22 protein-coding genes are annotated in these 24522 nt (G+C 68.6%); 5 read left to right on the top strand and 17 right to left on the bottom strand.

What is annotated here, in order from left to right:
• Nucleotides 1-104 precede the first annotated feature (104 nt).
• Nucleotides 105-362, top strand: coding sequence for a hypothetical protein (locus ACFXIV_RS23865; RefSeq protein WP_379403274.1), 258 nt, complete (start codon nt 105-107; stop codon nt 360-362).
• Nucleotides 363-426: 64 nt separating this feature from the next.
• Here the strand turns inward: ACFXIV_RS23865 and ACFXIV_RS23860 are convergent, their stop codons facing one another.
• Nucleotides 427-1023, bottom strand: coding sequence for an alpha/beta fold hydrolase (locus ACFXIV_RS23860; protein WP_379403273.1), 597 nt, complete (start codon nt 1021-1023; stop codon nt 427-429).
• A 167-nt stretch (nt 1024-1190) separates the two neighbouring features.
• Nucleotides 1191-3920, bottom strand: a complete 2730-nt coding sequence (locus ACFXIV_RS23855) for a LuxR C-terminal-related transcriptional regulator (RefSeq protein ID WP_379403272.1) — start codon at nt 3918-3920, stop codon at nt 1191-1193.
• Nucleotides 3921-4480: 560 nt separating this feature from the next.
• On the opposite strand from ACFXIV_RS23855, the gene ACFXIV_RS23850 reads away from it, so the two are divergent.
• On the top strand, nt 4481-6529 hold the full coding sequence (locus ACFXIV_RS23850) for an SDR family oxidoreductase (protein ID WP_379403271.1): 2049 nt from the start codon (nt 4481-4483) through the stop codon (nt 6527-6529).
• Between the two features lie 209 nt (nt 6530-6738).
• On the opposite strand, the gene ACFXIV_RS23845 is transcribed toward ACFXIV_RS23850, so the two are convergent.
• Nucleotides 6739-7389 (bottom strand): cutinase family protein, encoded by a 651-nt coding sequence (locus ACFXIV_RS23845; RefSeq protein ID WP_379403270.1) that lies wholly within the window; start codon nt 7387-7389, stop codon nt 6739-6741.
• 268 nt (nt 7390-7657) lie between these two features.
• On the opposite strand from ACFXIV_RS23845, the gene ACFXIV_RS23840 reads away from it, so the two are divergent.
• Entirely contained in the window at nt 7658-9058 is a 1401-nt protein-coding gene (locus ACFXIV_RS23840; RefSeq protein ID WP_354849947.1) for a wax ester/triacylglycerol synthase family O-acyltransferase, read from the top strand.
• Between the two features lie 16 nt (nt 9059-9074).
• On the opposite strand, the gene ACFXIV_RS23835 is transcribed toward ACFXIV_RS23840, so the two are convergent.
• Nucleotides 9075-9998: an alpha/beta fold hydrolase gene (locus tag ACFXIV_RS23835; RefSeq protein ID WP_379403269.1), complete on the bottom strand. Its 924-nt coding sequence runs from the start codon at nt 9996-9998 to the stop codon at nt 9075-9077.
• Between the two features lie 84 nt (nt 9999-10082).
• Entirely contained in the window at nt 10083-10988 is a 906-nt protein-coding gene (locus ACFXIV_RS23830; RefSeq protein WP_379403268.1) for an expansin EXLX1 family cellulose-binding protein, read from the bottom strand.
• A gap of 220 nt (nt 10989-11208) precedes the next feature.
• Here ACFXIV_RS23830 and ACFXIV_RS23825 point away from each other — a divergent pair, with 220 nt between their 5' ends.
• Entirely contained in the window at nt 11209-12066 is an 858-nt protein-coding gene (locus tag ACFXIV_RS23825) for a cyclopropane mycolic acid synthase family methyltransferase (RefSeq protein ID WP_379403279.1), read from the top strand.
• Here ACFXIV_RS23825 and ACFXIV_RS23820 read toward each other — a convergent pair.
• A complete protein-coding gene (locus tag ACFXIV_RS23820) occupies nt 12050-13063 on the bottom strand; it encodes a zinc-binding alcohol dehydrogenase family protein (protein WP_379403278.1) in 1014 nt (337 codons plus the stop codon). The two genes, ACFXIV_RS23825 and ACFXIV_RS23820, sit on opposite strands and share 17 nt — an antisense overlap.
• 264 nt (nt 13064-13327) lie before the next feature.
• Here ACFXIV_RS23820 and ACFXIV_RS23815 point away from each other — a divergent pair, with 264 nt between their 5' ends.
• Nucleotides 13328-14914: a glycosyltransferase family 39 protein gene (locus ACFXIV_RS23815; RefSeq protein WP_379403267.1), complete on the top strand. Its 1587-nt coding sequence runs from the start codon at nt 13328-13330 to the stop codon at nt 14912-14914.
• Nucleotides 14915-15016: 102 nt separating this feature from the next.
• Here ACFXIV_RS23815 and ACFXIV_RS23810 read toward each other — a convergent pair whose 3' ends face one another.
• The 11 genes from ACFXIV_RS23810 to ACFXIV_RS23760 form a co-directional block, all read right to left on the bottom strand.
• On the bottom strand, nt 15017-15769 hold the full coding sequence (locus ACFXIV_RS23810; protein ID WP_379403266.1) for an SDR family NAD(P)-dependent oxidoreductase: 753 nt from the start codon (nt 15767-15769) through the stop codon (nt 15017-15019).
• A 92-nt stretch (nt 15770-15861) separates the two neighbouring features.
• Nucleotides 15862-16476 (bottom strand): methyltransferase domain-containing protein, encoded by a 615-nt coding sequence (locus tag ACFXIV_RS23805; protein ID WP_379403265.1) that lies wholly within the window; start codon nt 16474-16476, stop codon nt 15862-15864.
• A gap of 114 nt (nt 16477-16590) precedes the next feature.
• Nucleotides 16591-17229, bottom strand: a complete 639-nt coding sequence (locus tag ACFXIV_RS23800) for a TetR/AcrR family transcriptional regulator (protein WP_379403264.1) — start codon at nt 17227-17229, stop codon at nt 16591-16593.
• A complete protein-coding gene (locus ACFXIV_RS23795) occupies nt 17226-17807 on the bottom strand; it encodes a TetR/AcrR family transcriptional regulator (protein WP_379403277.1) in 582 nt (193 codons plus the stop codon). The genes ACFXIV_RS23800 and ACFXIV_RS23795 overlap by 4 nt, the downstream gene beginning before the upstream one ends.
• Before the next feature lie 62 nt (nt 17808-17869).
• Nucleotides 17870-18559 carry a hypothetical protein gene (locus tag ACFXIV_RS23790; protein WP_379403263.1) on the bottom strand — a complete coding sequence of 230 codons (690 nt, stop codon included), beginning with the start codon at nt 18557-18559 and terminating at the stop codon, nt 17870-17872.
• Between the two features lie 14 nt (nt 18560-18573).
• Nucleotides 18574-19524, bottom strand: coding sequence for an MlaD family protein (locus ACFXIV_RS23785; protein ID WP_379403262.1), 951 nt, complete (start codon nt 19522-19524; stop codon nt 18574-18576).
• Nucleotides 19525-20550, bottom strand: coding sequence for an MlaD family protein (locus ACFXIV_RS23780; RefSeq protein ID WP_379403261.1), 1026 nt, complete (start codon nt 20548-20550; stop codon nt 19525-19527).
• On the bottom strand, nt 20547-21476 hold the full coding sequence (locus tag ACFXIV_RS23775) for an MCE family protein (protein WP_379403260.1): 930 nt from the start codon (nt 21474-21476) through the stop codon (nt 20547-20549). The genes ACFXIV_RS23780 and ACFXIV_RS23775 overlap by 4 nt, the downstream gene beginning before the upstream one ends.
• Complete coding sequence (locus tag ACFXIV_RS23770; protein WP_379403259.1) at nt 21477-22490, bottom strand: MlaD family protein; 1014 nt, start codon at nt 22488-22490, stop codon at nt 21477-21479.
• Complete coding sequence (locus tag ACFXIV_RS23765; protein WP_379403258.1) at nt 22490-23497, bottom strand: MCE family protein; 1008 nt, start codon at nt 23495-23497, stop codon at nt 22490-22492. Before ACFXIV_RS23765 ends, ACFXIV_RS23770 begins: the two co-directional genes overlap by 1 nt.
• Nucleotides 23494-24522, bottom strand: a complete 1029-nt coding sequence (locus tag ACFXIV_RS23760; protein ID WP_379403257.1) for an MlaD family protein — start codon at nt 24520-24522, stop codon at nt 23494-23496. The genes ACFXIV_RS23765 and ACFXIV_RS23760 overlap by 4 nt, the downstream gene beginning before the upstream one ends.

Below are 24522 nucleotides of genomic sequence, written 5' to 3'. Positions count from 1 at the left end.
TCTCGTGGCGGGCGGTCGTTGCTCGCCGGACCGATCAGATGCTGGGGACCGCCCATGGGTGCGGTTCGAAGAGTCCCCGGCAGTTCTGGAGATCAGGAGGGTTGATGGATCGCCGTCGAGTGGCAATCGGGATTGTTGTCACCGGTCTCGCGTTGAGTGCTCCCACCGTGGCCGTGGGCGCGGGTTTGGCCGGGGCGGCACCGGTGACCGAGGGATGCCATAGCGGTAGCCGGGTTCCCACCGAGGACCCGCACGAGTACGACTCGTGCATCGCGGGTGAGTGGGGCAATGTGCGGCGGTGCCCGCCGTTCACGATCGTCGATCAGACCGTGGACGGCGACATCCGCTGCGTGAACGAGTGACGTTCGCGCCTGCGGCACACGGGTTCCGGGGATCGGTCTCCGGCCCGTGCACACCTGACAGGCGCTAGCCGGCGGAGACCGCTCGGGGCGCGGCAAGACATTCTTCGACGAGCCGGACCGCCTCGGGCAATTCGATGTGGTCTTCCGGGTAGGCCCCGAGGTGGCCGCCGTCGGGGAGGACGGTGGCGACCGCGCCGAGCTCGCGGACCAGAACGCCCACGTGTTCGAGTGGGTCGGGCGCGTTGACCGGGTCGTCGATGGCCTGGAGCACCCGGAACTGCTTGGCGGCGGCGCGGATTCGCGTCCAGTCGAAGTCACCCGCGAAGAAGCCGGCGAGCAGGTCGTAGCCGACCTCGTGGACCGAGGCCGAGACCAGGACGACCCCGGCGAAGACCCCCGCGGCCGGATCGTGCGCCTCGAGCACGCGCAGCACATTGACCGCGCCGATGCTGTGGCCGACCAGCACGGTGTCCTCCGGCCGGCTCACGGCGGCGGCCGCCGCAAACGCTTCGCGCCACGGATCACGCTGCGGCGCATCCGTATTCGGCAGGTTGGGGATGACGACCTGATGCCCCCGGCCGGTCAGCTCGGCGCCGAAGGGGGGAAACCAGACGCTGTCCGCACGGGCTTGCAGTCCGTGCGAGACCACGATGGTGCTCACTGCTCGATGGTCCTCTCGTTGTCGTTCCGGCCATCGAGCCTGCACGACGACACTGGCATTCGACTGGCAAGGCCCCCGCCGTCGGTGTCGGGCGGGGAAGGCGGCGTCGGCGTCCGACAGGTCGCCCGCGAAGGAGCCGTGGAAGCCGGGCCGGCGCGGGGAATCCGTCAGATGACGTACGTATGCCGTTGCAGGGCATCACGCAGCGCACCGCGGCGGGTGGTCCCGAGTTTGTGGAAGACGCGCTGGAGGTGGGTGGAGACGGTTCTGGACGACAGGAACAGCTGCTCGCCGATCTGTTTGTTGGTCTGCCCGGCAGCGGCGAGTTCGGCGACGGCCAGCTCGCGCGCGGTCAGCGAATTCGGCCCGCCCGCAGTGGAATTCGCGCGGGCGGCGCTGAGCTCGGCGCGAGTGCGCTGCAACCATGGTTCGGCACCGAGTTCGGCGAAAATCCTTGCGGCCGTGTCGAGATGCGTCCTGGCCGCGACGGTGGCGCGGTCGCGGCGGAGCTGCTCGCCGTAGAGCAGTTCGATGCGCGCACGATCGAACACCCACCGCTCGGCGCCGGGCGTGGCCAGCGCCTGTTCGAACAGCGCGCCGCCGTCCTCGGGATGCGCGACCGCCAGCGCGGCGGTGGTGATCATCGCCAGTCGTGGCGAAAGCTCGTCCAGCCCGGCCGCTTTCGCCGCACCCGCATGCGCCCGCGCCTCGTCCACGCGGCCGCTGCGGGCCGCGGCTTCGGTCAGGTCGAGCACCAGCCACAGGGCGTGGGGTGTGTGCGGCAGGAAGGCGCCGGGCGGGTTGATCGAGGCGGCGTGCCGGTAGGCATCGGTGAAGGCCGAGGTGGCGAGGGCATGCATGCAGCGGATGTGGGAGGCGTAGTGGGCCAGCGCCAGCAGGTTGCGCGGAGCCGCCCACATGAGCAGCTGCTCGCTGAGCTGTTCGAGGGTCGCGACCTCCCCGCGGGCGGCCGCGACCAGGCCGCGCAGGAACTTCCCGGGCCCGGCGGTGGTCAGATACCCGAGCTCGGCGCACAGCCGCAGCCCCTCCGCGGTGACCTCGATCAGGTGATCCCAAGCGCCACTGAAGAAGTCGTCGTTCCCGAGCAGGAACAACGCGTCGATGGCCCGCGCCACCGCACCGCCGTCGCGGCCGTCGTCGATCACCCGTTGCAGCGGTTCCCGGACCCGTCCGGCCCGATCCAGATACGCGCCGGCGGTCGCGACGCGCACGATGTGCACCGGATCGGCGCAGAACCGCAGCTGGTCCAGGGCCGCATCGAGATCCGCCAGGGCCTTGGCTCCGGCCTGCGCGGGATCGACGAACGGCCCGCCGAGCAGTGACAGGGCATCGGCCGGGTCCGGCAGCACGCGGTCGAGCGCGGCCCGGATCTCGGGCCACAGCTCCTGGCGGCCGCTGTAGAAGCCGATGTACAGCAGGGTGTGCAGGGCCTCCACCACGGTGTCCGGATCGGCGGGTGCGTCGTCTGCGGTGCGCAGCGCGGCCAGCAGCAGCCGGCTCGCGGTCGCGACATCACCCTCGCTGTTGAGCAGTTGGAAGGCCGCGGCGAGCGCCACCTCCAGCGAATGACCGCCGGTCGCGGATTCGCGGGCGCCGCGCAGCAGGCGGCCGGTGTCGGAGAGGTCGCCGGTGACGAGGGAGCCCAGATAGGCCGCCCGCGCGGTCCGGCGGGCCCGGTCGCCCGCGGCCGGGCTCAGTTCCGCCGCGCGCAGCATGGTCGCGGTGGCCCGCACACTGTCACCGTCGCGCAACATGCGCTGGGCGACCGCCTCGAGCAGGCCCGCCACATCCTCGTCGGGGCCGGTCGCGGCCTGGCCGAGGTGCCAGGCCGCGCGCTGCGGCGAGTCCGCGAAGCCGTCGGCGAGGGTGCGGTGCACGGCCCGGCGTTCGCCGCTCGTCGACAGCTCCACCACGGCCGACCGGATCAGGGGATGCCGGAATTCGAGGCGGCCGGTCCGCGGATTCGCCCGCACGATTCCCGCCCGCTCGGCCGCCGCCAGATCCCCCGCACCCTGCGGGAGCGCGACGCCGTCGGCGAGGCTCATACCCTGGTCCGCGGCACCGAGCACGACGACCAGCAGCGAGCGCCGGGTCTCCGGCGGCAAGGCCTCGATCCGGGCGGTGAACACGCGCTGCAGGCGCCGGGTCAACGGCAGCACCTCCGGCAAACGCCCCGTGGCACTGTGGGTTTCGAGGGCAATGGGCAACTCCAGCAGTGCCAGCGGATTGCCCCGGGCATCGGTGCGCAGCCGGCGCCGCACCGCGGCCGGGAGGGCAGGTAACTCCGATTCCAGCAGTTCCTCGGCGCTGTGATCGTCCAGTGGCTCGACCTCCCGGATCCGAAACCCGCTGCGCGTGAACGCATCACCGGCATCGGAGCGCACCGCCGCCAGCAGCCGGATATCGGTGGCTCCAAGGCGGCGCAGGGCGTAGATCAGCACCATGCTGCTGGCCAGGTCCAGCCATTGCACGTCGTCGATCACCAGCAGCACCGGACCGCCCTCGGCTCCGGCCCAGACCCGCAGCAGCGCAAGGGTTGCCGAGCCGGCGAGCAGGGTCGCGGGCAGGCTCCCCGGCTCCAGCCCCATGATCACGCGCATGGCATCCCGGTGCGACGCCTCGAGTCGATCGACGAATCCGGCCATCGGTTGCAGTAGCTGGTTCAAGCCGCCGAACCGCAGGCCCGCCTCGAATTCCAGGGCGGCCGCACGCAGCACCCGGGTCCCGTTCCAGGCCGCGATCTCGGCGGCCGCGTCCAGCAGCGCAGTCTTGCCGACCCCGGCCTCACCGCTGAGCACCAGCGCGGTGTCATCGCCCGGAACGCCGGTGACGAACGCGGAGATCACCTCGATATCGACCGCCCGACCGACCAGCATCCGCCACCACTCTCCGACCGCACCACATCGTCCCGATCATTCTGACCACGCGGCATTCCAGGCCCCGCGCATTTCGGGGAATACCCGCCGAATCCGCCCACCCAGTGGGCGCAGGTGCGAGCCGGGTGCGGCCCGCGAATTGCACGGCGGGCCGGGCAACGATGGTTCGGCGGGTGAGGCGGCAGAGGCGGGCAATTCCGACCGCCGGAACCGGTCGGTGACCGGGCAAACCCCCAGAGATCCAACAAGTGAGCGCACGCTCAGGACATTTGACCAGTTGCCTATGAATTGCCAAGGGGGCCGATACGTTACATCAAACCCCTTGTTACACATATCAACTCGAATAGCTCCGAGGTGACCATCCCCACAGCACCGAAACGGCGATTCCGGTTGAACGCCCAACCTGGAATCCGTAAAGTTACTCACTAGTTAGGCACGAAGGTGTTCCTACCTCGGCCCAACATTCTGCTAGGGGGCCAATCGCATACCGTCCGCATCCACCGACGCATGTCGGACGAACACCGTTGGATACCAACAGGTTCGTATTTAAGGAGGGGACGATGGTTTCGTACATCGTCACGGGCGGTACTGGATTCCTGGGCCGGCGCGTTGTCGCCGCGCTGCTGGAGCGCGACCCGGAGGCCGTGGTCCACGCACTGACGCGTGAGGCCTCGGTGGCCAAACTGCGCGAGCTGGCGGCGGGCTGGGGCGCCGAAGATCGGGTGTTCCCACTGGTCGGAGACCTGGCCGCGCCGGGACTGGGCCTGCCGGAGGGCGCCGGCAGCCGCTTCTCGGAGGCCCCGCGGGCCGATCACATCATCCACCTCGGCGCGGTCTACGACATGACCGCCGACGCCGAGGTCACCTACGCGGCCAATGTGCAGGGCACCCGCTCGGTCATCGACCTGGCCCTGGAACTGGGCGCGGTGCTGCACCACGTCTCGTCGGTCGCGGTCGCGGGCGATCACAAGGGCAAGTTCTTCGAGGACGACTTCGACCTCGGCCAGGGCCTGCACTCCCCCTATCACCGCACCAAGTTCGAAGCCGAGAAGATGGTCCGCGAGGCCGCGGGCCTGCGCTGGCGGGTCTACCGCCCGGCCATCGTGGCCGGCGACTCCCGCACCGGCGAGATGGACAAGATCGACGGGCCGTACTACTTCTTCCCCGCCATCGCGGGGCTGGCGGCACTGCCCTCGGAGCTGCCCATGCCGATCCCCGACCTGGGCGCCACCAATATCGTTCCGGTGGACTATGTGGTCGACGCCATGGTCGAGCTGATCGGCAAGCCCGGGCTCATCGGCCGCACCTTCCACCTCACCAACCCGGAACCGCAGCCGTTCACCGAGATCTACAACGCGCTCGCCCGTGCCGCCGGCGCGCCGACCGCCATCGGCACCGTGCCCGGCTCGCACACCGCACTCAACGCCCTCGGCGGGCTGCCGGGCGTGCCCGCGGTGCGGGACTTCCTGCTGGAGCGCTTCGGCATTCCCGCCGAGGTGGCCCCGCACACGTCCTTCGAGTCGACCTTCGTCTCCGAATCCACCCGCGCGCAGCTGCGTGGCAGCGGCATCGAGGTGCCGAAGTTCGAGGACTATGCCGCCGCCCTGTGGAAGTACTGGCGCGCCAACCTGGATCCCGATCGCGCCCGCCGCATCGAGGGCGATCGCCTCGCGGGCCGCATCGTGCTGATCACCGGCGCGTCCTCCGGAATCGGCCTGGCGACCGCGCACGCGGTGGCCAAGCGCGGCGCGACCGTGCTCATGGTGGCGCGCACCGAGGAGGAGCTGAACGCCGCGGCCGCCGAGGTGCGGGCGGAAAGCGGTGCGGCGCAGGCGTACATCTGCGACATCACCGACGAGAAGTCGGTGGAGCTGCTGGTCAAGCAGGTGCTCGCCGATCACGGGCACGTCGACTACGTGGTGAACAACGCAGGCCGCTCGATTCGCCGCTCGGTGCTCAACTCCACCGATCGCATGCACGACTTCGAACGGACCATGGCGGTCAACTACTTCGGCGCGGTGCGGCTCATCCTGGCGCTGCTGCCGTCCATGCGGGAGCGCCGCTTCGGGCACTTCGTGAACATCTCCTCGATCGCGGTGCAGACCAAGGTGCCGCGCTTCGCGGCGTACGTGGCCAGCAAGTCGGCGCTGGACAACTTCAGCGAGATCGCGGCGGTCGAGAACGCCGACGCCGGAATCACGTTCACCTCGGTGCGCATGCCGCTGGTGCGCACCGCCATGATCGCGCCGACCGACCTGTACAAGTCCATCCCGGTGCACAGCCCGGATCAGGCGGCCGACATCGTGGTGCGCGCGCTCGAGCGCCGGCCCAGCCGGATCGACACCCCCATCGGCACCTTCGCCCAGGTCGTCGACACGGTCATGCCCTCGGTGAAGCGCGCCATCCTGCACCAGGGCTTCCGGATGTTCGGCGAGTCCAAGGCGGCACGCACGCCCGCGCCGGTCGCCCCGGTGGACGCCGAAACCGCCACGGAGAAGCCGGAATCGCGCAGCCCGCTGCTCGCGCTGGCCCCGATCGTGCAGCCGCTCATGGGCCTGCCCGCCCCGGCCGCGCGCATCACGAACCGCATTCCAGGCCTGCACTGGTAAACAGCTCGTCCGCCAACACGGTTCGGCCCGGTGTGGAACAGCACACCGGGCCGGCCGTTGTTCGGTATCCGCGGTCCGGTGGTGGGCGAGGCCCCAAGTGCCGTGACACCTGACGCCCCCCGAACCGCGGATACCCGGACCCCGCTCCGGGGTCTCGTCAGCAAGTCCACGAGACCGCCCGGGAGCCGGGCCCTTTCCCCTCCCCGGGGTCAGATGCGGTCCGTGGCGAAGTTCACCGCGTCCACCAGATCGCTGCCGTAGGCGACGTGCGCGTTGGCGTCGACGCCGGAGCCGCAGATGGGATCGCCGCCGGTGCACCAGTCCCCGGTGCGGAACTGGTACGCGCCGGGCACATTCCAGCCCAGGCCGCGCATGGGGTCACCGAACAGCAGTACCGCGGCGACGCGCTCGCCGAGGTAGCCCGGCAGCTGCACCCGGCCCGGATACCAGGACATCACGCCGGTGCCCATTGCCGCGTGCACGACCGCCGCGCCCTGCGAGTAGCCGACCAGGACGAACTCCTGGCCCGGGCAGGCGGCGGCCGCAGCGGCCAAGTGCCCCACCAGATCCGCGCTCCCCGCGCCCACATCGAACGAGTAGTCGGCGGGGTAGTTCACGCGATAGGAACTCGTCGAAACGGGCAACCGATCCTGCAGCATGCCGTAGAGCGGATCGCCGATCTCGTCGCCGAGCCACCCGGGTTCGCCTGTGCCCCTTGCCACTACGACGTCCACGGCGGCGCATTCCGCGTACGCGTGGGCCCTCGATGGTGGAACGAACACGGTCGCGATCGTCAGCATGATCGCGAGACCCAAAGCCGTACGCCACTTTCCGGGCAGCAATACCTTCCGGTCGCCCATTGGCCTCACCTCTCACGTCGTTGTGAGAAGCCCAGTGACTCTTGTCATTGACTAGAGACCGATCACCGGGCCATGTGACCCACGGTAGGAAGGGTCCAGGAGGGCGGCAACGAATTCTACTGGAGAGACACCTGATTGGTACCCAAACGTTTCATCATGAAACTTGTTATCTACGTGCTACTTTGGGGCTACGAATCGGCCACGGACGGGATCCGGACCACACCGCGAACCGCGCGCAAAATGGAACTAGTTCTCATAGTGTGTTGGTATGGAACGACTTACCGGGCTCGATGCGAGCTTCCTCTATCTCGAAACAGACACCCAACTCCTGCACGTCTGCGCAATGCTGATACTCGATCCCGCCGCCGACGGGGTGAGCTACGAGCACGAGGCCTTCAAGGCCGAACTCGGACGGCGGCTGCACCTCATCCCGGCCATGACCCGGCGGCTGCACGCGGTGCCGCTGAACCTCGATCATCCGGTCTGGGTGCGGGATTCGAACTTCGACCTGGACTACCACGTGCGCCGGCTCGCGCTGCCCGCCGGCGCCGGGGACCGGGGACTGGCCGAACTCGCCGCCGACATCGCCGGACGCCCCCTCGACCGCGGCCGGCCGCTGTGGGAGATGTGGGTGGTCGAGGGCCTGCCGCACGGCAAGGTGGCGGTCATCTCGAAGTACCACCACGCCATCGTGGACGGCATCACCGGCACCAACATGATGATGCACCTGTGCGATGTGCAGCCGGGTGTGTCCTACACCCCGCCCGCCGAGATCGGCCCGGCCGAAACGGAACCCAATGATCTGCAGCTGGCCGGGGAGGCGCTGCTGAAGCTTCCGGGCCGGCTCGGGATGGTCGGCATGGTGCCCAAGACCGTTGGCATTCTGGGCGGTCTGGTGCAGCGGCGGCGGGGCAACGGAAGCCGCGGCATGCCCTTGCCCTTCACCGCGCCGCGCACGCCGTTCAATCGGGCAATCACCCAGCATCGCGCCATCTCCTTCGTGCAGACCGAGCTGTCGGATATCAAGGAGATAAAGACCGCCTTCGGGGTGAAGGTCAACGACGTGGTGCTGGCGGTGGTCGGCGGCGCACTGCGCAGCTACCTCGAGGTGCACGACGAACTGCCCGAAACCTCGCTCATGGCCTCGGTTCCGGTGTCCACGCACGAGACCTCACGCCACGAGGAGGGCACCAACAAGGTGTCGACCATCTTCGCGCGGCTCTACACCGAGATCGAGGATCCGGTGGCGCGGGTGCTGGCCATCGCCGAGGACAATCGCGGAGCCAAGGAGGAGCACAACCTGATCGGCGCCGACTTCCTCCAGGACTGGGCGAAGTACGCGCCGCCCAACACCTTCCAGCTGGCCGCCCGGGCATACTCGTCGCTCAAGCTGGCCGAGCACCACCCGGTGGTGCACAACCTGGTGGTGTCGAACGTGCCCGGGCCCAACTTCCCCATGTACTTCCTGGGGGTCCGGGTGGCGTCGATGTATCCGTTCGGGCCGGTGTTCCACGGCGCGGGACTCACCGCCACCGTGATCTCCAACAACGGGCACCTGGATTTCGGGTTCATCGCCTGCAAGGAACTGGTGCCGGATGTGGACACCATCGCCGACGCCGTCCCCGAGGTGATCACCGCGCTGCTCAAGGCCGCGCGCGAAAAGGCCTGACCCGGGCCCGAATTCGCTACACCCGATCCACCACCGATTGAACGGCCTCGAGGAACACCGGGACAAAGACGTCCGCCTCGAGTGCGCAGGCCGCATGACCGGCCTTGGCGAGGAAGATCTCCGCTCCCGGAATCGCCTTCGCCATCTCCAGCTGACGGAAGACGGGCAGCGCCCGATCCCGCGTGGTGATCACCACCGCCGTCGGCACTTTCAGCGTCGGCAGCCAGTCCGACGCATCGAAACGCCCCAGCACCGCGAGCGCCTGTGCGAGCGCCCAGCCGCTGGTGGCCCGCAGTTCCGTCATGGCCCAGCGATCCATCCGGCCCACCGGCCACGAGGATTCGGGCAGCGTGGGCAGTTTGTCGCGGCGCAGTTCGGCGCGGCGGAAGGACCATTCGGAGAACAGCGTGGCGGTGGCCGACCAGCCGCGGTGGAAGGCCCGCTCGCGCCACTTCTCCTGGAAGCGGTAGGTGGTGGCGGCCAGTACCAGCCCGCCCACGCGATCCGGATGCCGGTGCGCGGTCAGCTGGGCGACCACGCCACCCATGGAATAGCCTGCGAGAATGGGGCGTTCGACGCCCACCGCATCGGCGACGGCGACGACGTCATCGGCGAGATCGTCGAGATCGAAACGCTCGGAACGGATTCCGTGACCGTGCCAGCGCTGATCGAACAAGACCACGCGGTAGCGCTCGTTGAGTTCGCGCAGGCACGGGAACCAGTTGAGCATGGCGGTGGTGGCCATGCCGTGCAGCAGCAGCACGGTCGGCGAATCCGCGGCCGGACCCGGCAGGTCCACCACGTAGGTCGAGCCGCGGCCGGGCAGCTCCACCATCGCGCCCTGCGGCACCTCGGTCAGCCGGGAGATGCGTGGCGAGAGCCGCCGGCCACGGCGGGGCGCGGCGGCGGGCGTGGTCAGGTCCGAGCTGGGGTTCGTCATCGAAGGCCTCCCGGCACACCGCCTCGGCGGTCGAAATGGAACACGTTCCACTTTATGATGCCATACCGGGGACGGACCTGCGGGTTACGGCTCGCAGACGTCCGGGGCGGCGACGACCGTGGTCACGACCACCGGAGCGGCCGGCGAGGGCGGGGTGACGGGCGGGTCGGCGGGAATCTCGTAGAGGTGAATTCCGGTGCGGCGCACCTGCCCCGGCTCCAGGGTGACGTCCGAGACGAAGGCGGCGTGACCGTAGATATCGATCACCTCGGCCGTGAACGGGCCCGGACCAAGACCTGAGAGGTTCCAGTAGTTGTCGTTGCCGCGCCGCAGGGGCCGGTAGTCACCGCCCGAGGCGGGGCGCAGCGCGACCTGACGGATGGGATTTCCGGTGCCGGAGAACAGGATTCCGATCCAGCTGGGCGAGGAGCTCGGCTGCACCCGGTAGAAGAGCTCGGGGGCCGGATCGGGGTCACGCACCTGGCTGATCCGGATCGGCGCGACACCGTCGGCAGCCTCGGCGATGACCTCGAAAGCCGAACGGCTCAAATCGTATTGGTCCGGGCCGCAACCGGGGCAGCGGTCCACAACCAGGGCGCGGACGCTGCCGAGCGGGCCGTCGATATCGACGTAGGAGCCGCAGGGGGCGGAACCGTCGTACTGACCGGTCGGGACCCCGACGTAGTAGCCGTCCAGCGGCAGACCGGGCAGCGAGCACGCCGCCACGCCCTGATCGAAGGCGTAGAACCGGGCCTCGCCCGGTTCCGGGGCCGGTTCCGACTCCTCGATCTGAATCTGCTGTGGAGTAACCGAACTCAGTGCAGCAGCCGCGGGAAGCGTGATGACGGTTGTGGTGGGTGAGGCCGTACTACAGCTGAGGGACTGCGGTCTTATCCACCACGTGGCCAGTCCCACCACCACCGCTCCCACCAGAATCGTCCACAACCATGGCCTGCCAGAATGGACCTCTTCGCGTCCGGTGCGGTGCATGGCCGGTCCCCAACCCTCCGTATTGTGTTTGCTGACGCGATGCTGCACTCACATCAGGAAAGCAGCCGACGCCGTTTCGCCGGGCTCGAATCGGAAAGTCGGAGGAAAAACGGCGGCGTGTTGCCGGTGTGTCCTGGAGTTAGAACCGCAGGCCACGGCGCTTCGTATGTCCGGGTATCCCGCATTTCCGGATGCCCGCTCGCCTCAGGAGATCGCCGCCATGGCCCAGCTCGCGCCCTTCTACCGGCAGGTGCAGTCCCACTACGACCTGTCGGACGCCTTCTACGCGCTGTTCCTCGACCCGACCATGACCTACAGCTGCGCCTACTTCGACCGCGCGGGCATGAACCTGGAGGAGGCCCAACTGGCCAAGATCGACCTGGCCCTGGGCAAGCTGGGACTCGAGCCCGGGATGACACTGCTCGATGTCGGCTGCGGGTGGGGGTCGACCATGATCCGGGCGGTGCTGACCTACGGGGTACGGGTGATCGGACTGACCCTGAGCCGCAATCAATTCGAGTCGGTCCAGACACGGCTGCGGGAACTCGGTATCTCCGAAGCCGAAGTGCGGCTGCAGGGTTGGGAGGAATTCGAGGGCACCGCCGATCGGATCGTCAGCATCGGGGCCTTCGAGCACTTCCGCAAGGAGCGGTATGCGGAATTCTTCACCCGGTGCCATCGGATGCTGCCCCCGGACGGACGCATGCTGCTGCACACCATCGTCGGGCGCACCCTGGCCGAGCTGCGGTCCGCCGAGATCCCGGTCACCCGCGAGGATGCGCTGTTCCACATCTTCGTCAAGCGGGAGATCTTCCCCGGAGGCCAACTGCCGCAACCCGATACGGTCCCGCGGGAGGCGGAGGCGGTGGGCTTCCGGACCTCGCGGATCCAGTCGCTGCGGCCGCACTACGCCAAGACCCTCGACCTGTGGGCGGCGGCGCTGGAGTCGCATCACGACGAGGCGGTCCGGATCACCTCCGAGGAGGTCTACCAGCGGTATATCCGGTACCTGACCGGGAGTGCGTACTACTTCCGGGCGGGCCACCTGGACGTCGTGCAGTTCACCCTCCAGAAGTAGGCACCAGGACCGCTGCGCCCGCGAATCGCCCGTGGGCCAGATCCCGGAGGGCCCGATCGGCGGCCTCGAGCGGGTAGGGATGGACGGTCACCTCGAGGCGATGGCCGCCCGCGAAGGCGAGGAAATCCCGGGCGTCCTGCCGGGTATTGGCGGTGACGGATCGAATCTCCCGCTCCTGGAACAGATGCCGCTGGTAGTTCAGCGGCGGAATGTCGCTGAGGTGGATGCCGGCGATCGACAGCACGCCACCGCGATCCAGCGCCGCCAGGGCGGGCAGCACCAGATCACCCACGGGCGCAAAGAGAATCGCCGAATCGAGCGGCTCGGGGGGTGCGTCGGCGGCACCCTGCGCCGAGGCCGCACCCAGCTCCAGGGCGAGCTCCCGGGCCTCCTTGTCGCGGGTCATCACGTGAACTTCCGCGCCCTGCGCCAGCGCCACCTGCGCAGCCAGATGGGCGCTCCCGCCGAATCCGTAGATACCGAGACGTCCACCCTGCGGCAGCGCCGCCCGTCGCAACGCCCGGTACCCGATGATGCCCGCACACAGTAGCGGCGCGAGCTCGGCATCGGTGTATCCGCCGGGCAGGGGTAGCGCGTAATCCGCTGGCACGGTGGCGAATTCGGCGTAGCCGCCGTCGGCGTCCCAGCCGGTGTAGCGCGACTCGGGGCACAGGTTCTCGTCGCCCCTTCGGCAGAACCTGCACACTCCACACGTGTGCCGCAGCCAGGCGATCCCGACCCGATCGCCCACCCGGATCTCGCCGTCCACCCCCGCCCCCACCTGCACGACCTCACCGACGACCTCGTGTCCGGGGACCACCCCGGGCCGATGCACCGCCAGATCCCCCTCGGCGACGTGCAGATCGGTCCGGCACACCCCGCATGCCAGCACCCGGACGAGCAACTCCCCGGCGGCGGGTTCGGGTACGGACATCTGTTCGAAGATCACCGGCCGCTCATCGACCGGGCCCGGCCGCTCGACCCGCCACGCTCTCATCGTCGCCATTCCTCCAGTTTCCTCCCGACGGGCTCGCGGCCGGGAGAAACCGCCCTGGTTCCAGGGCGTCGCGAGGGCCGCGATCAGGGGTTGACCCGGGGTTTCGGCGTGGGCATCGTGGGCGACCGGTAGCGCCTGGGCAAGCCCCGGAAAAGAATGGGGCGACCAAACCGGCGGAAACCAGTTATTCTGCAGCCTGATCGACGCCCGGCCTCGCCGAAAATTCGGTGTTGCCGGGCGTTTTTTCGTGGTCCGGGAGGATGGATGTCAACGATCGACGCGGCGCCCGAGGTGGACGCCGCCGAAACGGCAGCCGATCCGGTGCCGTTCGCCTGGCGCGGCGTGCTCGCCGTGTCCCTGGGCTTCGCCATCGTGCTCGGCGTGCCCGCGGCGCGGGTCAATTACTTCGGCGATGAGCTGTACTTCCTGGCGGCCGGTCGGCGGCTGGCGTGGGCCTATCCCGATCAGGGGCCGCTGGCGCCGTTCGTCGCGCACCTCATGGATGTGATCGCGCCGGGTTCGGTGCTGGCGCTGCGGATTCCGGCGCTGTTGCTGATGGCGGCCGCGGCGGTGGTGGCGGCCGCTACCGCGCGGGAGCTGGGGGCGGGCGCGCGGTATCAGGTGCTCGCCGCGGCGGCCTACGCGGTCTCGCCGCTGGCGTTCAACCAGATGCAGCTGATCACGCTGACCTTCGACATTCCCCTGCAGGCGGCGATCGTCTGGCTGCTGATTCGCTGGGTGCGGACCCGGCAGGACTGGCTGCTGATCGTCGCCGGCGTGGTAGCGGCGGTGGCGTTCCAGGCGAAGTGGATGATGCCGGGTGTGTGGGCGCTGCTGGGTCTGGGCGTGCTGATCGCCGGACCTCGCGAGTTGCTGCGCCGCCCGGCGCTGTACGTCGGCACGCTGATCCTCACGGTCTCGATGATTCCCGGCATCCTGTGGCAGATGGACCACGACTGGGTGGAATCCAAGATGACCGCGATCATCGCCCAGGAGCAGTACGCCGCCCACACCGGACCGCTGGTCTGCGCGGTGGAGATCGCCGTCCAGTGCGGCCTGCTCGGCGGCCTGCTGAGCATCCTGGGCCTGTGGGGCCTGGTGCGGCTGGAGTCGTTGCGGCCCTACCGTTTCGCCCTGATCGCGGGCGTGGGACTGCTGGTGATCGTCCTCGTCGAGAACGGCCGCTCGTACTACGTCGCGGGCTTCTGGCCGGCCCTGATCGGCGCGGGCGCGTTCGCGCTGAGCACGGTCGAGGCGCGGCGTCAGGTGCGCAAGGCGGTGAACGCCGTGGCGGTGCTGTCGGCCGTCCTGTACACGGCGTGGATGTGCGCGATCCCGGTGCCGTACAGCTGGGCGTGGGCCCGGGACTTCACCGGGATCGATCGCCCGATCACCGACCAGGCCCAGTACTGGCAGCGCGAGTCGCTGACCGGCCCGGCCGGCTACGAAACCTTCACCAAGGCGGTCGCCGACGCGGTGGCCGGACTGCCCGAATCCGAGCGCGGCAACACCGCGGTGGTCGCGACCGCGTACGTGCAGGCCAGCGCGCTGGAGGAATTCGGCCGCGCCTACAACATGCCGCCGGTCTACAGCCCCAACCGCGGCTTCGGCTACTTCGGCCCGCCGCCGGACTCGGCTCGCACCATCGTCTACCTGTCCGTGGACGGCGTGGGCGACAAGGAGTTCCTCGCCAAGTTCGCCTCCACCACCCAGGTCACCCGCCTCGACGACCCCAACGGCCTCCCCGGCCTGGAACGCCTGGTCACCGTCTACGTCTGCCACGATCCCCTGCAACCCTGGTCCGGGGTCTGGCCGGGCCTGATGACCCTCACCTTCCCCAGCGGAATCTGAGCTACCCGAGCCGGTGTGCGGCCGCGGCGTCACCCGCCGCGGCCGTACTCGTTTCGCTGCCGGACGGCTTGCGGCGGCTGATTCCGCGGTCGCGGGGTGGGGTCAGAGGGACATCTTGCCGTTGTCGACGGTGTAGATGGCGCCGTGGACCGCGGAGGCTTCCTCGGAGCAGAGGAAGGTGACGACGTTGGACACCTGGGCCGGGTCCATGAGGCCGCGGGCGGACGCGGTTTTCATGATGAGGGTGTAGTCGGGGTCCGCGGGGAAGGTGAAGTTCTCCAGGAGGGGCGTGGTCATGCCGCCGGGGCAGACGGCGTTGATCCGGATTGCGCTGCTGTCGAATTCGAGGGCCATGGCCCGGGTGAGGCCGATGAGGCCGTGTTTGGCGGCGCAGTAGCCGGCCGAGTAGGCCTGGCCCTCGAGGCCGGCGATCGAGGCGACGTTGACGATGCAGCCGCCGCGCTCGAGCAGCTGTGGGAGCGCGGCACGGGAGAGGAAGAACGGCGCGCTGAGGTTGACGGCCAGGTCGTACTGCCACTCCTCGTCACTGACCTCGGCGGTGTGCCGCATGGTGTGCGCCCCTGCCGCATTGACCAGAATGTCGATCCCGCCGAATCGCTCCGTACACGCCCGCACCACCGCCGCGGACGCGCCCGGATCAGTGAGATCCGCTGCCAGCCAGCCTGTTTCGTCGCCTTCGAGTGCCGCCTTCAACCGTGCCTCGTCGCGCCCCACCCCGAACACCCGAGCCCCGCCGTCACGCAGCGACTGCGCCACGGCCCGCCCCAACCCGGAGGATGCCCCGGTCACCACCGCGACCCGGTCCTCGAACCGCCCGGCACCATTGCCCGCCATACCGTCTCCATTCCATCCCCGGGCAGCCACGAAACCGCCACCCGCTCGAGCGGCCTCCAAAGTAGCTCAGTCGGCAGCGATGACCGACAGCCTCATCGCGACCTGTCGAAGACGAACAGGTCGCGCCCGCCGAAGGGGGCCGGCCAGCGGTCCGGGTCGTAGGCGATCTCCCGTAACCCGGCCGCCCGCGCTGCGGCTCGGACATCGTCGCGGGACAGCACGCGCCGTACCTGGAGGGCGATACCCGCCGCCATGCCGGAATCCACGAAGCCGACCAGCCGGGAGAGTTGAAAGGCCAAGCGGCCGAAGAAGAATCCGCGCACCACCAGCGACGCGCGGCCCAGCCGGCCGTCCGAGGTGGACTGGAGCACGATCACGCGCGACGCCACCCGGGCCGTCTCACCGAGCACGGCCGCGGGATCGGCGGGAGACTGCAAGACGTGCAGGACCAGCGCTGTCTCGAAGGCGTCACTGGGAAACGGCAGCACGCCGTCCGCGCACAGCACCGGCCCGTGCCCCACGACATGCATGTCCACGACATCGGTTTCGATCACGTCGAGCCCGGTGATCTTGCGCAGCAGGTCCGCATTGTGGCCGGTCCCGGAGCCGACGTCGAGCACCCGCCCGGCCGCGGGCAGATACGGTGCGATCCGCTCGGCGATGCGCGCCGCCCGCTCGCCGGCCGCCCGCTCGAGCCGGGCCTTCACGCCACCCGCTCGGGATCGTGCAACAGCCCGGTCACCTCGAAGCCCACAGTTGATCTTCTCCCCACCCGGCGAACATAGCACCGTCCCCGGAGGGCCCTGGGCAGCCGCGCACGGTCATTCCGGGTCGCCGGCGAGTGCAATCCGGAGAAAGCAGACCAGTTGGGTGCGAACACGGTCCTGGGAGAGCCCGTCGGATCCGGCACGTAGCGCCGACAGCAACGCCGAGACCAGGATCGAGAGCAGGACCTCCCCCGCGATCTCCGGATCGAGCGACGGATCCAGGTACCCGTGGGCGATCCCGCGCCGCACCACCTCCACCGATTGCGCCCCATAGGCGCGGGCATGGTGCAGGCAGCGGTCCAGGACTCGATCGTCGATCGAAGAGGCCTCCAGCAGAAAGAAATTCACCAGCCCGCGTTCGGTCTCGACCAGGTCGTAGCAGCGGTCGACGACGCGGGCGTAGCGCGCGCAGAAGGCGTCGAGGGTGGCGGGGATGTCGTCCCCCTCGGGCCCCAGCAGGCGGGTGCGAATGAGGGTGAAGCAGTGGTCGATGACGGCGTCGAGAATGTCGCGCTTGTTGGCGAAGTAGTTGTAGAAGGTGCCGTGGCTGACCCCGGCGGCCGTGGCGATGTCGTCCACGCCGATGCCGCGGAAGCCGCGCGTGACCACCAATTCGTAGGCGGCGCCGACCAATTCGGCCCGGCGCTGTGCGGCGCGCGGGTGGCGGCCGCGCTCTGCCCGGCCGGCCGTCACGGCGGGGCGCTCCGGGGGCGCAGGGTCTTGTCGAGAACGTCGATCACCGCGGTCATGCTGCGCTCCCGGATGCCCGGATTGGCCGCGCCCAGCAGTTCCCGCATGATCCACGGCCCGACCATGGTGAGGATGGTGTGCCCCAGCACGTCCGGGTCGATATCGGGACGAATCCACCCTTCCTCCCTGCCGCGTGTCAGTTCCCCCGCGATGAGCGAGGCGGTCAGCGCCTCCAGCCCGAGCAGCCGGTGCGCCAGCTCCGGATCGATGGCCCCGGCCTCCACCACCAGCAGCCGCAGCACCTGCGGCTCCCGTTCGAGCAGGTCCCAGAGCCGGTCGAGGGCCGCTCGCACCGCCGCGACCAGCTCGCCGACCTCGCCCGCGGCGCCGAGGACGGTGTCGAGTTCCATGGCGTCGGTCACTTTCTCGATGCCGAGATCGATGACGTGGTCGAGGATTTCGCGCTTGCTGCCGAAGTAGCGGTAGACGGTGCCCTGTCCGATCCCGGCCCGGGCGGCCACCTCGGAGATGGCGGTGGCCTCGTAGCCGTTGGCGGTGAAGACCTCGAAGGCGGCCTCGATGATCTGCCGGCGGCGCCGCGACGGGAGTTCGGGCTGCGGCGGCCGCCCGATGCGTCGCGAGGTTATTTGGCGGCCCCGCCCTTCTGGCCGAGGTCCTTGGGGCCGTAATCGGTGACCAGCCAGTCGCCGCCGCTCTTGGCCACGGTCAGCACCAGCAGGTTCGGCACGGTCGCCGGCTCGGTCTGCTGCACGTTCTGGGTCTTCTGGGTGGCGTAGACGGTGACGGTGTACTGGTCGTTGCCCTTGGCCTCCACCGAGCTGCCGACCACATCACCGGTCGCCACCACCTGGGCGTCGGTCATGATCTTGGCCAGGGTGTCGTGCACCTGGGTGTACCTGTCGCGCAGCGCATCCGAGGTGCCGCGCTCCACGCCGTCGAAGAAGGCGGGCAGGTTGCGGTAGTCGTAGGTGAGCGAGCGCAGGGTGTAGTCCTTGGCCACCTGGGCGGCGCGGTCGCGGTCGGCCTGGCCGTTCTTCAGCGCGTGGTAGTCGCCGGAGGAGTTGTGCCAGAGCACGCCGAGGACCACGGCCACCACCGCGAGCACGGCGGCGGCGACGGTCGCCACCGGGTAGGCGCGTTCGCCGAAACTCTTGGCGGGCACGGTTTTCGAGGGCGCGGGGACCGGAATCGAGATCGGTTCCGCCGCGCCGGTCGGCTCGGCTGCGCCGGTCTGCTCGGTCGCGCCCGTCTGCTCGGTTGCGCCGGTCTCCTCGGTCTCGTCGTTGTGCGCGGTGTTCTCGTTCTCACTCACGAATTGCCTTCTCTCTAGCGAGGAATGTCGATGGCCACATGGGCGGCGCCATCGCCGGGGAACACCGTGGACAGCAGGTCCACGATCGAGCCGGCGTCGACGCGCAGCGGTTTGATCGCGCTGGTCGCGGGTTTCAGGACGGTGGCGATATGGCTCAGGTCGGGCCCGATCAGCTGCAGATAGTCATTGATCTTGGTGACCAGCGGCCCGATCGGATCGTCGTAGATCTTTTCGCCGATGTAGGAGTAGTTCTGGAAGGCGGCGATGATGTGCAGCAGCTCCGGCAGCGCGGTGTCGATGTCCCCGGCGGCCGCGCTCAGGGTGAGGGCGCGCCCGTCGAACTTGTCGCCGAGGTTCTGCACGTTCGCGTACAGCCGTGCGATGGCATCGCGCTTGTCCCGCAACAGGTTCGCGGTGCCGACCAGCGCCCTGGTCAGGTTGGCGACATCGGCATCGCGGCCCTCGAATCCGGCGGCGACCGTGGTGGCCAGGTTCTGCAGCTTGGCCGGATCCAGTTGCGCGGTCAGCGCGTCCAGCTCGGCGAGCGCGTCACCGACGGTGGTCGCGATCTTGACCTGTCGGTTCGGCACCACGCTGCCGTCGTGCAGGAACGGCCCCTGGGTGCCGCTCGGCCGGAAGTCGAGGAATTGCTCCCCCGCCGCCGACAGGTTGGCGATCCGCACCACGCTGTCCACGGGAATCCGGTATTTCGAGTCGTATTCGAGGGTGACGGCCAATCCGCGTCCGGTGGCGCCGATATCGCGGACCTTGCCGATGGGCAGGCCGCGCAGCGTCACCTCGGAGGTCTTCATCAGGCCGCCGGAGCTGTCCAGCAGCACGGTGACGGTGTTGTGCTGGCGGCGCGGGTCCAGATTCAGCACGCCGACGGCCATGTAGCTGCCGCAGACCAGGGTGAGCACCAGCAGCATGACCAGCGAAACCGGCCCGGAGAGTGAGAGTTTCATCTAGGGCACCATCCCGATCGAGCGCAGTGTGGTGATCAGCTGGTCGGCCTGCACATCGGCGGACACCCGCTGCACCTTCACATCCGGCGCGCCGAGGAAGGGGATGATCTTCTCCTTCAGCAGGGTGTGGAAGGTGTCGAGGTCGGCCGCCAGGGTCAGGTCGGCGTATCCGGCCGTGACCGCGGTCGGCGCGAGGATCGACACGATCGACCGGAAGTCGCCGACGTGCGGCAGCAGCAGGTCGCCGGCGTTCTTGGCCAGCGGGCCGCCGCTGATGATCAGGTTGACCACCGCCAGCAGCACATCCGACAATCCGGCGGCCCGGTCGGGCCCGAGCGTGAGGATCTGGTCCACCGCCCCGCGGCCGGATTCCAGCTTGGCGGTGATCTGCTGGGCCGAGGTGAGGATGCGATTCAGATCGTCGGTGTGCGAGGCCATGTCGTGCAGCGCCGCGCGGCCCGCTGCATTGATCCGGTCCAGCTCGGCCGGATCCGACGGGAACGCCGCGTTCACGTCGGTGACCAGCTTCTGGATATCGGACCAGCGTCCACCGGTGATGATGTTGGACAGTGCCCGCAGAATGTCCTCCACATTCGTGGCGGGAATGGTCTGCGACATCGGGATCACATCGCCGTTGGCGAGAAACGAGGTGTCCGCGTGCTGGGGCGCATCCAGCGCGATGTGGATATCGCCCAGAATCGTGGACTGCCGCAATTCCGCGGTCGTGTTCTTCGGCAGTTTGGCGTCGGTGTGCAGTTTCACCGTCGCCACCGCGGTGGTGCCGATCAGATCGATGTGGTCGAGCATGCCGACCTCGACGCCGTCGGCGATCACCTTGGCGCGGTCCGGCAGGTTCAGCACCGAGCCGAATTCGATTCGCACGGTATAGGTGTCGCCGGAGGGATAGGTGCCCGGAATCGGGATGTCGGTGGCCTTCACCCCGCAGCCGGTCAGCACCAGCGCGGCCGCCGTGATGAGCGGCGCCAGCCGGATCGCGGTGCGTCTCAGGACCGGTACGCGCCTCATTTCGCACCCACCTGCGGGAGTTGCGCGGCCAGTGGCGGCAGGGCGGCCAGCAGCGAATTGATATCGCCCTCGTGCTGTTGGACGAAGGTGTGCGCCTGCGGCAGTACCGCATCCAGCAGGCCGTAGATCTGCTGATCGTATTTGCCCACATTGCGGGCGATCACCGGCAGGAACTCCACCGCGATATCCACCGCACCGGAGAATTCGGCCGAGAACTGCCCGATCAGCTGGAGCCCGGCGCGCAGATTGTTCAGCACCTCCGCCATATCCGGCCAGTTGGTCACGAACATCGTGGTGAGCTGGTCCAGATTGTCGACCAGCCGCCGGAAGACGGCATCCTTCTGGGTGGGATCGCCGATCACCGCGGACAGCCGCTGCAGCAATTGATTCCACTGCTGCCCGGTGCCGTCGATGGCATTGTTCGCCGCGGTGAGGGTGTCGTCGAGCAATGTGTCGGGTTTGCCGCCGGTACCGCCGCCCCCGGTCAGGTCACCAGCGAGCTTTCCCATGGCGTCGAGCGCCTCGCTGATGCCGATCGGCGTCCTGGTCCGCTCCAGCGGAATGCATTGCGAGGTGTCGAATCGGGTGCCGCCGGTGTACGGCTTGGTGAGTTCCACATGCCGGTCCGTCACAATGGAACTCGACATGGTGACGGCCTGGATATCGGCCGGGAGTTTCACCGAATCCTCGACGCTCATGGTGACCCGCATGCGGTCGCCGATGCCCTCGATCTTGGCGACGGTGCCGACCTCGACACCGAGCATGGTCACGCTATTGCCCTGGTACAGGCCGACGGTATCGGTGAATTCCGCGCACACGCTCTGTTTCGGATCGCGTTTCGAATTCGCCCACGACACCCCGGTCACCCCGGCGGCCACCACCGCGACGGCGACGCCGGCGGCGAGTGCTGCTCTGCCCCATTTCATTCAGCACGCCTTGCCTTCGTAGGGAATGCACAGCTGGACTCCGGCGGCCGGCTGATCCACTCTCAGCTGGGTGCCCAGCATTCCGTTGAGCCGGTTGATGACATCGCGCATCCCGTTGATGACGGTGTCGATCCGATCCGGGTCCGCGGTCACCTTGGAGACCAGCTGCTCGAATTGCGTCACCGACGGCTCGATGCTGTCGCCGTAGGCCGTGATCGGCCGGTGCAGGATGACCAGCAGCCTTTTGAGCAGGTTGAACATGCTCACGATGTCGTCCTTGCGATTGCCCAGCTGGTCGGCCACGGCGCCCAGCTGTTTCACGAAATCCGCGAGCAGCGCCTTGTCGTCGGCGATGGCGGCGATGTACTCGTCGGACACATCGAGCGCGCTGTTGAGCTGGTCGGTGCGCTCGGCGAGCAGCCCGGTCAGCTCATCGGCATTGCCGATGACCCCGCGCAGCGCGTCGGGCTGTTGCGCCAGCGCCGAATTCAGCTGCCCGATGGTGCCGCGCATGGTGGCGGCGTCGACCTTGCCGAAGATCGGGGTGCCCTTGTCGAGAATGTCGCTCAGCTCGAACGGGGTGGCGGTTCGCTCCGGCGGAATGTGCTTCGCGGCGAGCTCCTTGTCCCCGGCCGGGGACAGCGCCAGGTAGTGGCCGCCGATCGGGGTCAGCATCTTGACCTCGACTGCGGACCGATCCCCCACGCGCACATCGTGATTCACCGTGAAGCTGACCTCGACGTGGTCGCCGACCAGATCCACGGCGCGAATCTTGCCGACATTGATGCCGGCCACCCGCACCTCGTCCCCCGAGCGCGCACCACCGGAGATCTTGAAGTCGGCCACGTAGGTGCGCTGGCCGAAGGGGATCACATACAGCGCCCCGGCGATGGCCAGCGCGATCACGCACACCACGACACCGGCCATCCCCCAGCGTAATTGGGTGTTCTGGTCCCCGCGCCCGGTGAGCACGTCCCGAATCAGCTCGCCGGCATAGGCGATCAGTGCTCTCATCAGTTGCACACCACCAGTTTCTGGTTGGACAGGATGACGCCGACCACGGCCGGGAGCGCTGCCTCACCGTGCGAGCACGTGATGCGCGGCTGGTAGCCCTGACCCGGCACCGCTTGGTTCAGCCCGGTCACCAATTGCGGCGTGAGGGCAAGGATCTGGGTGAGCTGATCGGTCTGCGGCACCAGCCGCCGCAACAGCCCGTCGACCGGTCCGTAGCCGGTGTCGTAGGCGTCGCGACCCTCCTCCAGGATCGGAACCATCGGCCCCAGCACGCCTTTCGCGGTGTCGACCGCGTTCAGCATGGCCTGGGTCTTGGCCGTGAACTGGTGCAGGATGCCCGAGAGCTGCTGCACCAGATCGCCCACCGCCTTGGATTTGCCGCCGAGGGAATCGGCGACCATCCCAAGATTCCGGATGAGCAGCACGATCACAGCCTCGCTGTTGCGGGCGTGCTTGGTGAGTGTGTCCAGATCCGCCAGCACCGGCCCGATACCCGAGCCGTCGCCCTGGATGACCCGCAGCAGGTTGGTGCCGAACTGGTTGAGTTGCGCCGGGTCCAAGGTGTCGAACATCGGCTCGAAGCCGTTGAACAGCTTGGACACATCGAAGCTCGGGATCGTCCGCTCCACCGGAATCGTCGCTCCGGCAGCCAGTTTCGCTCCACCCTGCCCCTCGGTGAGCAGCTCGACGTACCGCTGTCCGATGAGGTTCTGATAGCGCACGGCGGCCTTGGTGTTGTCGTACACCGGCCGCGTCCGATCCACCGTGAAATGCACCCGTGCCCGAGTACCGTCCAGCGACACCGACTCCACCTTGCCGACGGCGACGCCGGACATGCGCACCGAGTCGCCGGCGAAAAGCCCGGAGACATCGGTGAACACGGCATCGTAGCTGACCTTGTCGCCGGGGATCGGGGTGCGCAGCGCCGTCACGATGAAGGTGGTGCAGGCGGCCACGATCACCAGGAAGACGGTCAGCTTGAGGGCCGATTTGGTGATGTCGCTCATTTCGCCCCTCTCGCCAGCGAATCGGCCAGGTACGGCATGGTTTTCGCGATCAGCTCGAGCTGCAGCTGGACCCGGCCGTCCAGCACCGGGAAGGCACCGTCCATGGCCTGCAGCAGATTCGGCACGCGGTTGCAGGCCGGGGCCACCGACCCCACCGACACACTGATCGGCACCGCCAGGTCCAGAATGCTGTCGAGGATCTTCTCCAGATCCGGGTTGTTCTGCTGCAGCAGGTTCGAAAGCCCCACCAGCACCGCGTCGTTCACACCATCGGTGGACTTGTTGGTGCGCGCCTGGTTCTCCGGATCGCCGAAGTAGGCGCTCTGCTCGAGCACGGCCAGGATGGCGTGCCCGGCTGAGGGGGTCAGGTCCCGGAACGCCCCGGTCATGTCCCCGCCGATGCGCAGGTAGTGGGCCAGGGTGTTCTGCTGACCGTCGGCCAGCAGCTTCGCGGTCGCGAAGAACGACTCCAGTACCGGGCCCATGCTCGGGGCATTGTCGAGCAGCAGGTCGAACAGCCGGTGCACCGCCGCCGAATCCAGCACCTGGGTCAGGCGCGCGGCGCGCCGGAAGACCCCGGCCACGGTGGCATTGGTGGCGTTCGCCCCGATCTGTAGCACCGTGTGCTCGCGCAGCTTCCTGCCGTCGGTGCCCGGCACCAATTCGATGGCGCTGGAACCGAACACGTTCGACGAGGTGAAGCGTGCGCTGACGTCGTCGGTGAGGGCGTCGGCCTGGCGGCGCTCGATCGCGAGATCGATGCGCTGATGCCCGTAGCCGACGGTCTCGACCTTCTCGACGGTGCCGATGGCATAGCCGCGGAACTTCACCTCCGCGCCCGGGGCCAGGCCCTCACCCAGCGTCGCGGCATCGACGGTGACCTCGAACCGGTCCGAGAAACCGCCCCGCGCATAGGAACTCACGACAATCGTCACAGTGACGAGCACGATGGCGACCACCAGGCCGCGCGCCCGCAACATCCAGGGACCGGCGCTACGGCCGGAATAGTCCTTGAACACGGCCAT

This window comes from Nocardia sp. NPDC059236, from assembly GCF_042754085.1.
Classification (GTDB): domain Bacteria; phylum Actinomycetota; class Actinomycetes; order Mycobacteriales; family Mycobacteriaceae; genus Nocardia.
Note: the sequence above shows the minus strand (reverse complement) of the source record. Positions and strands in the feature narration are given on the sequence as shown.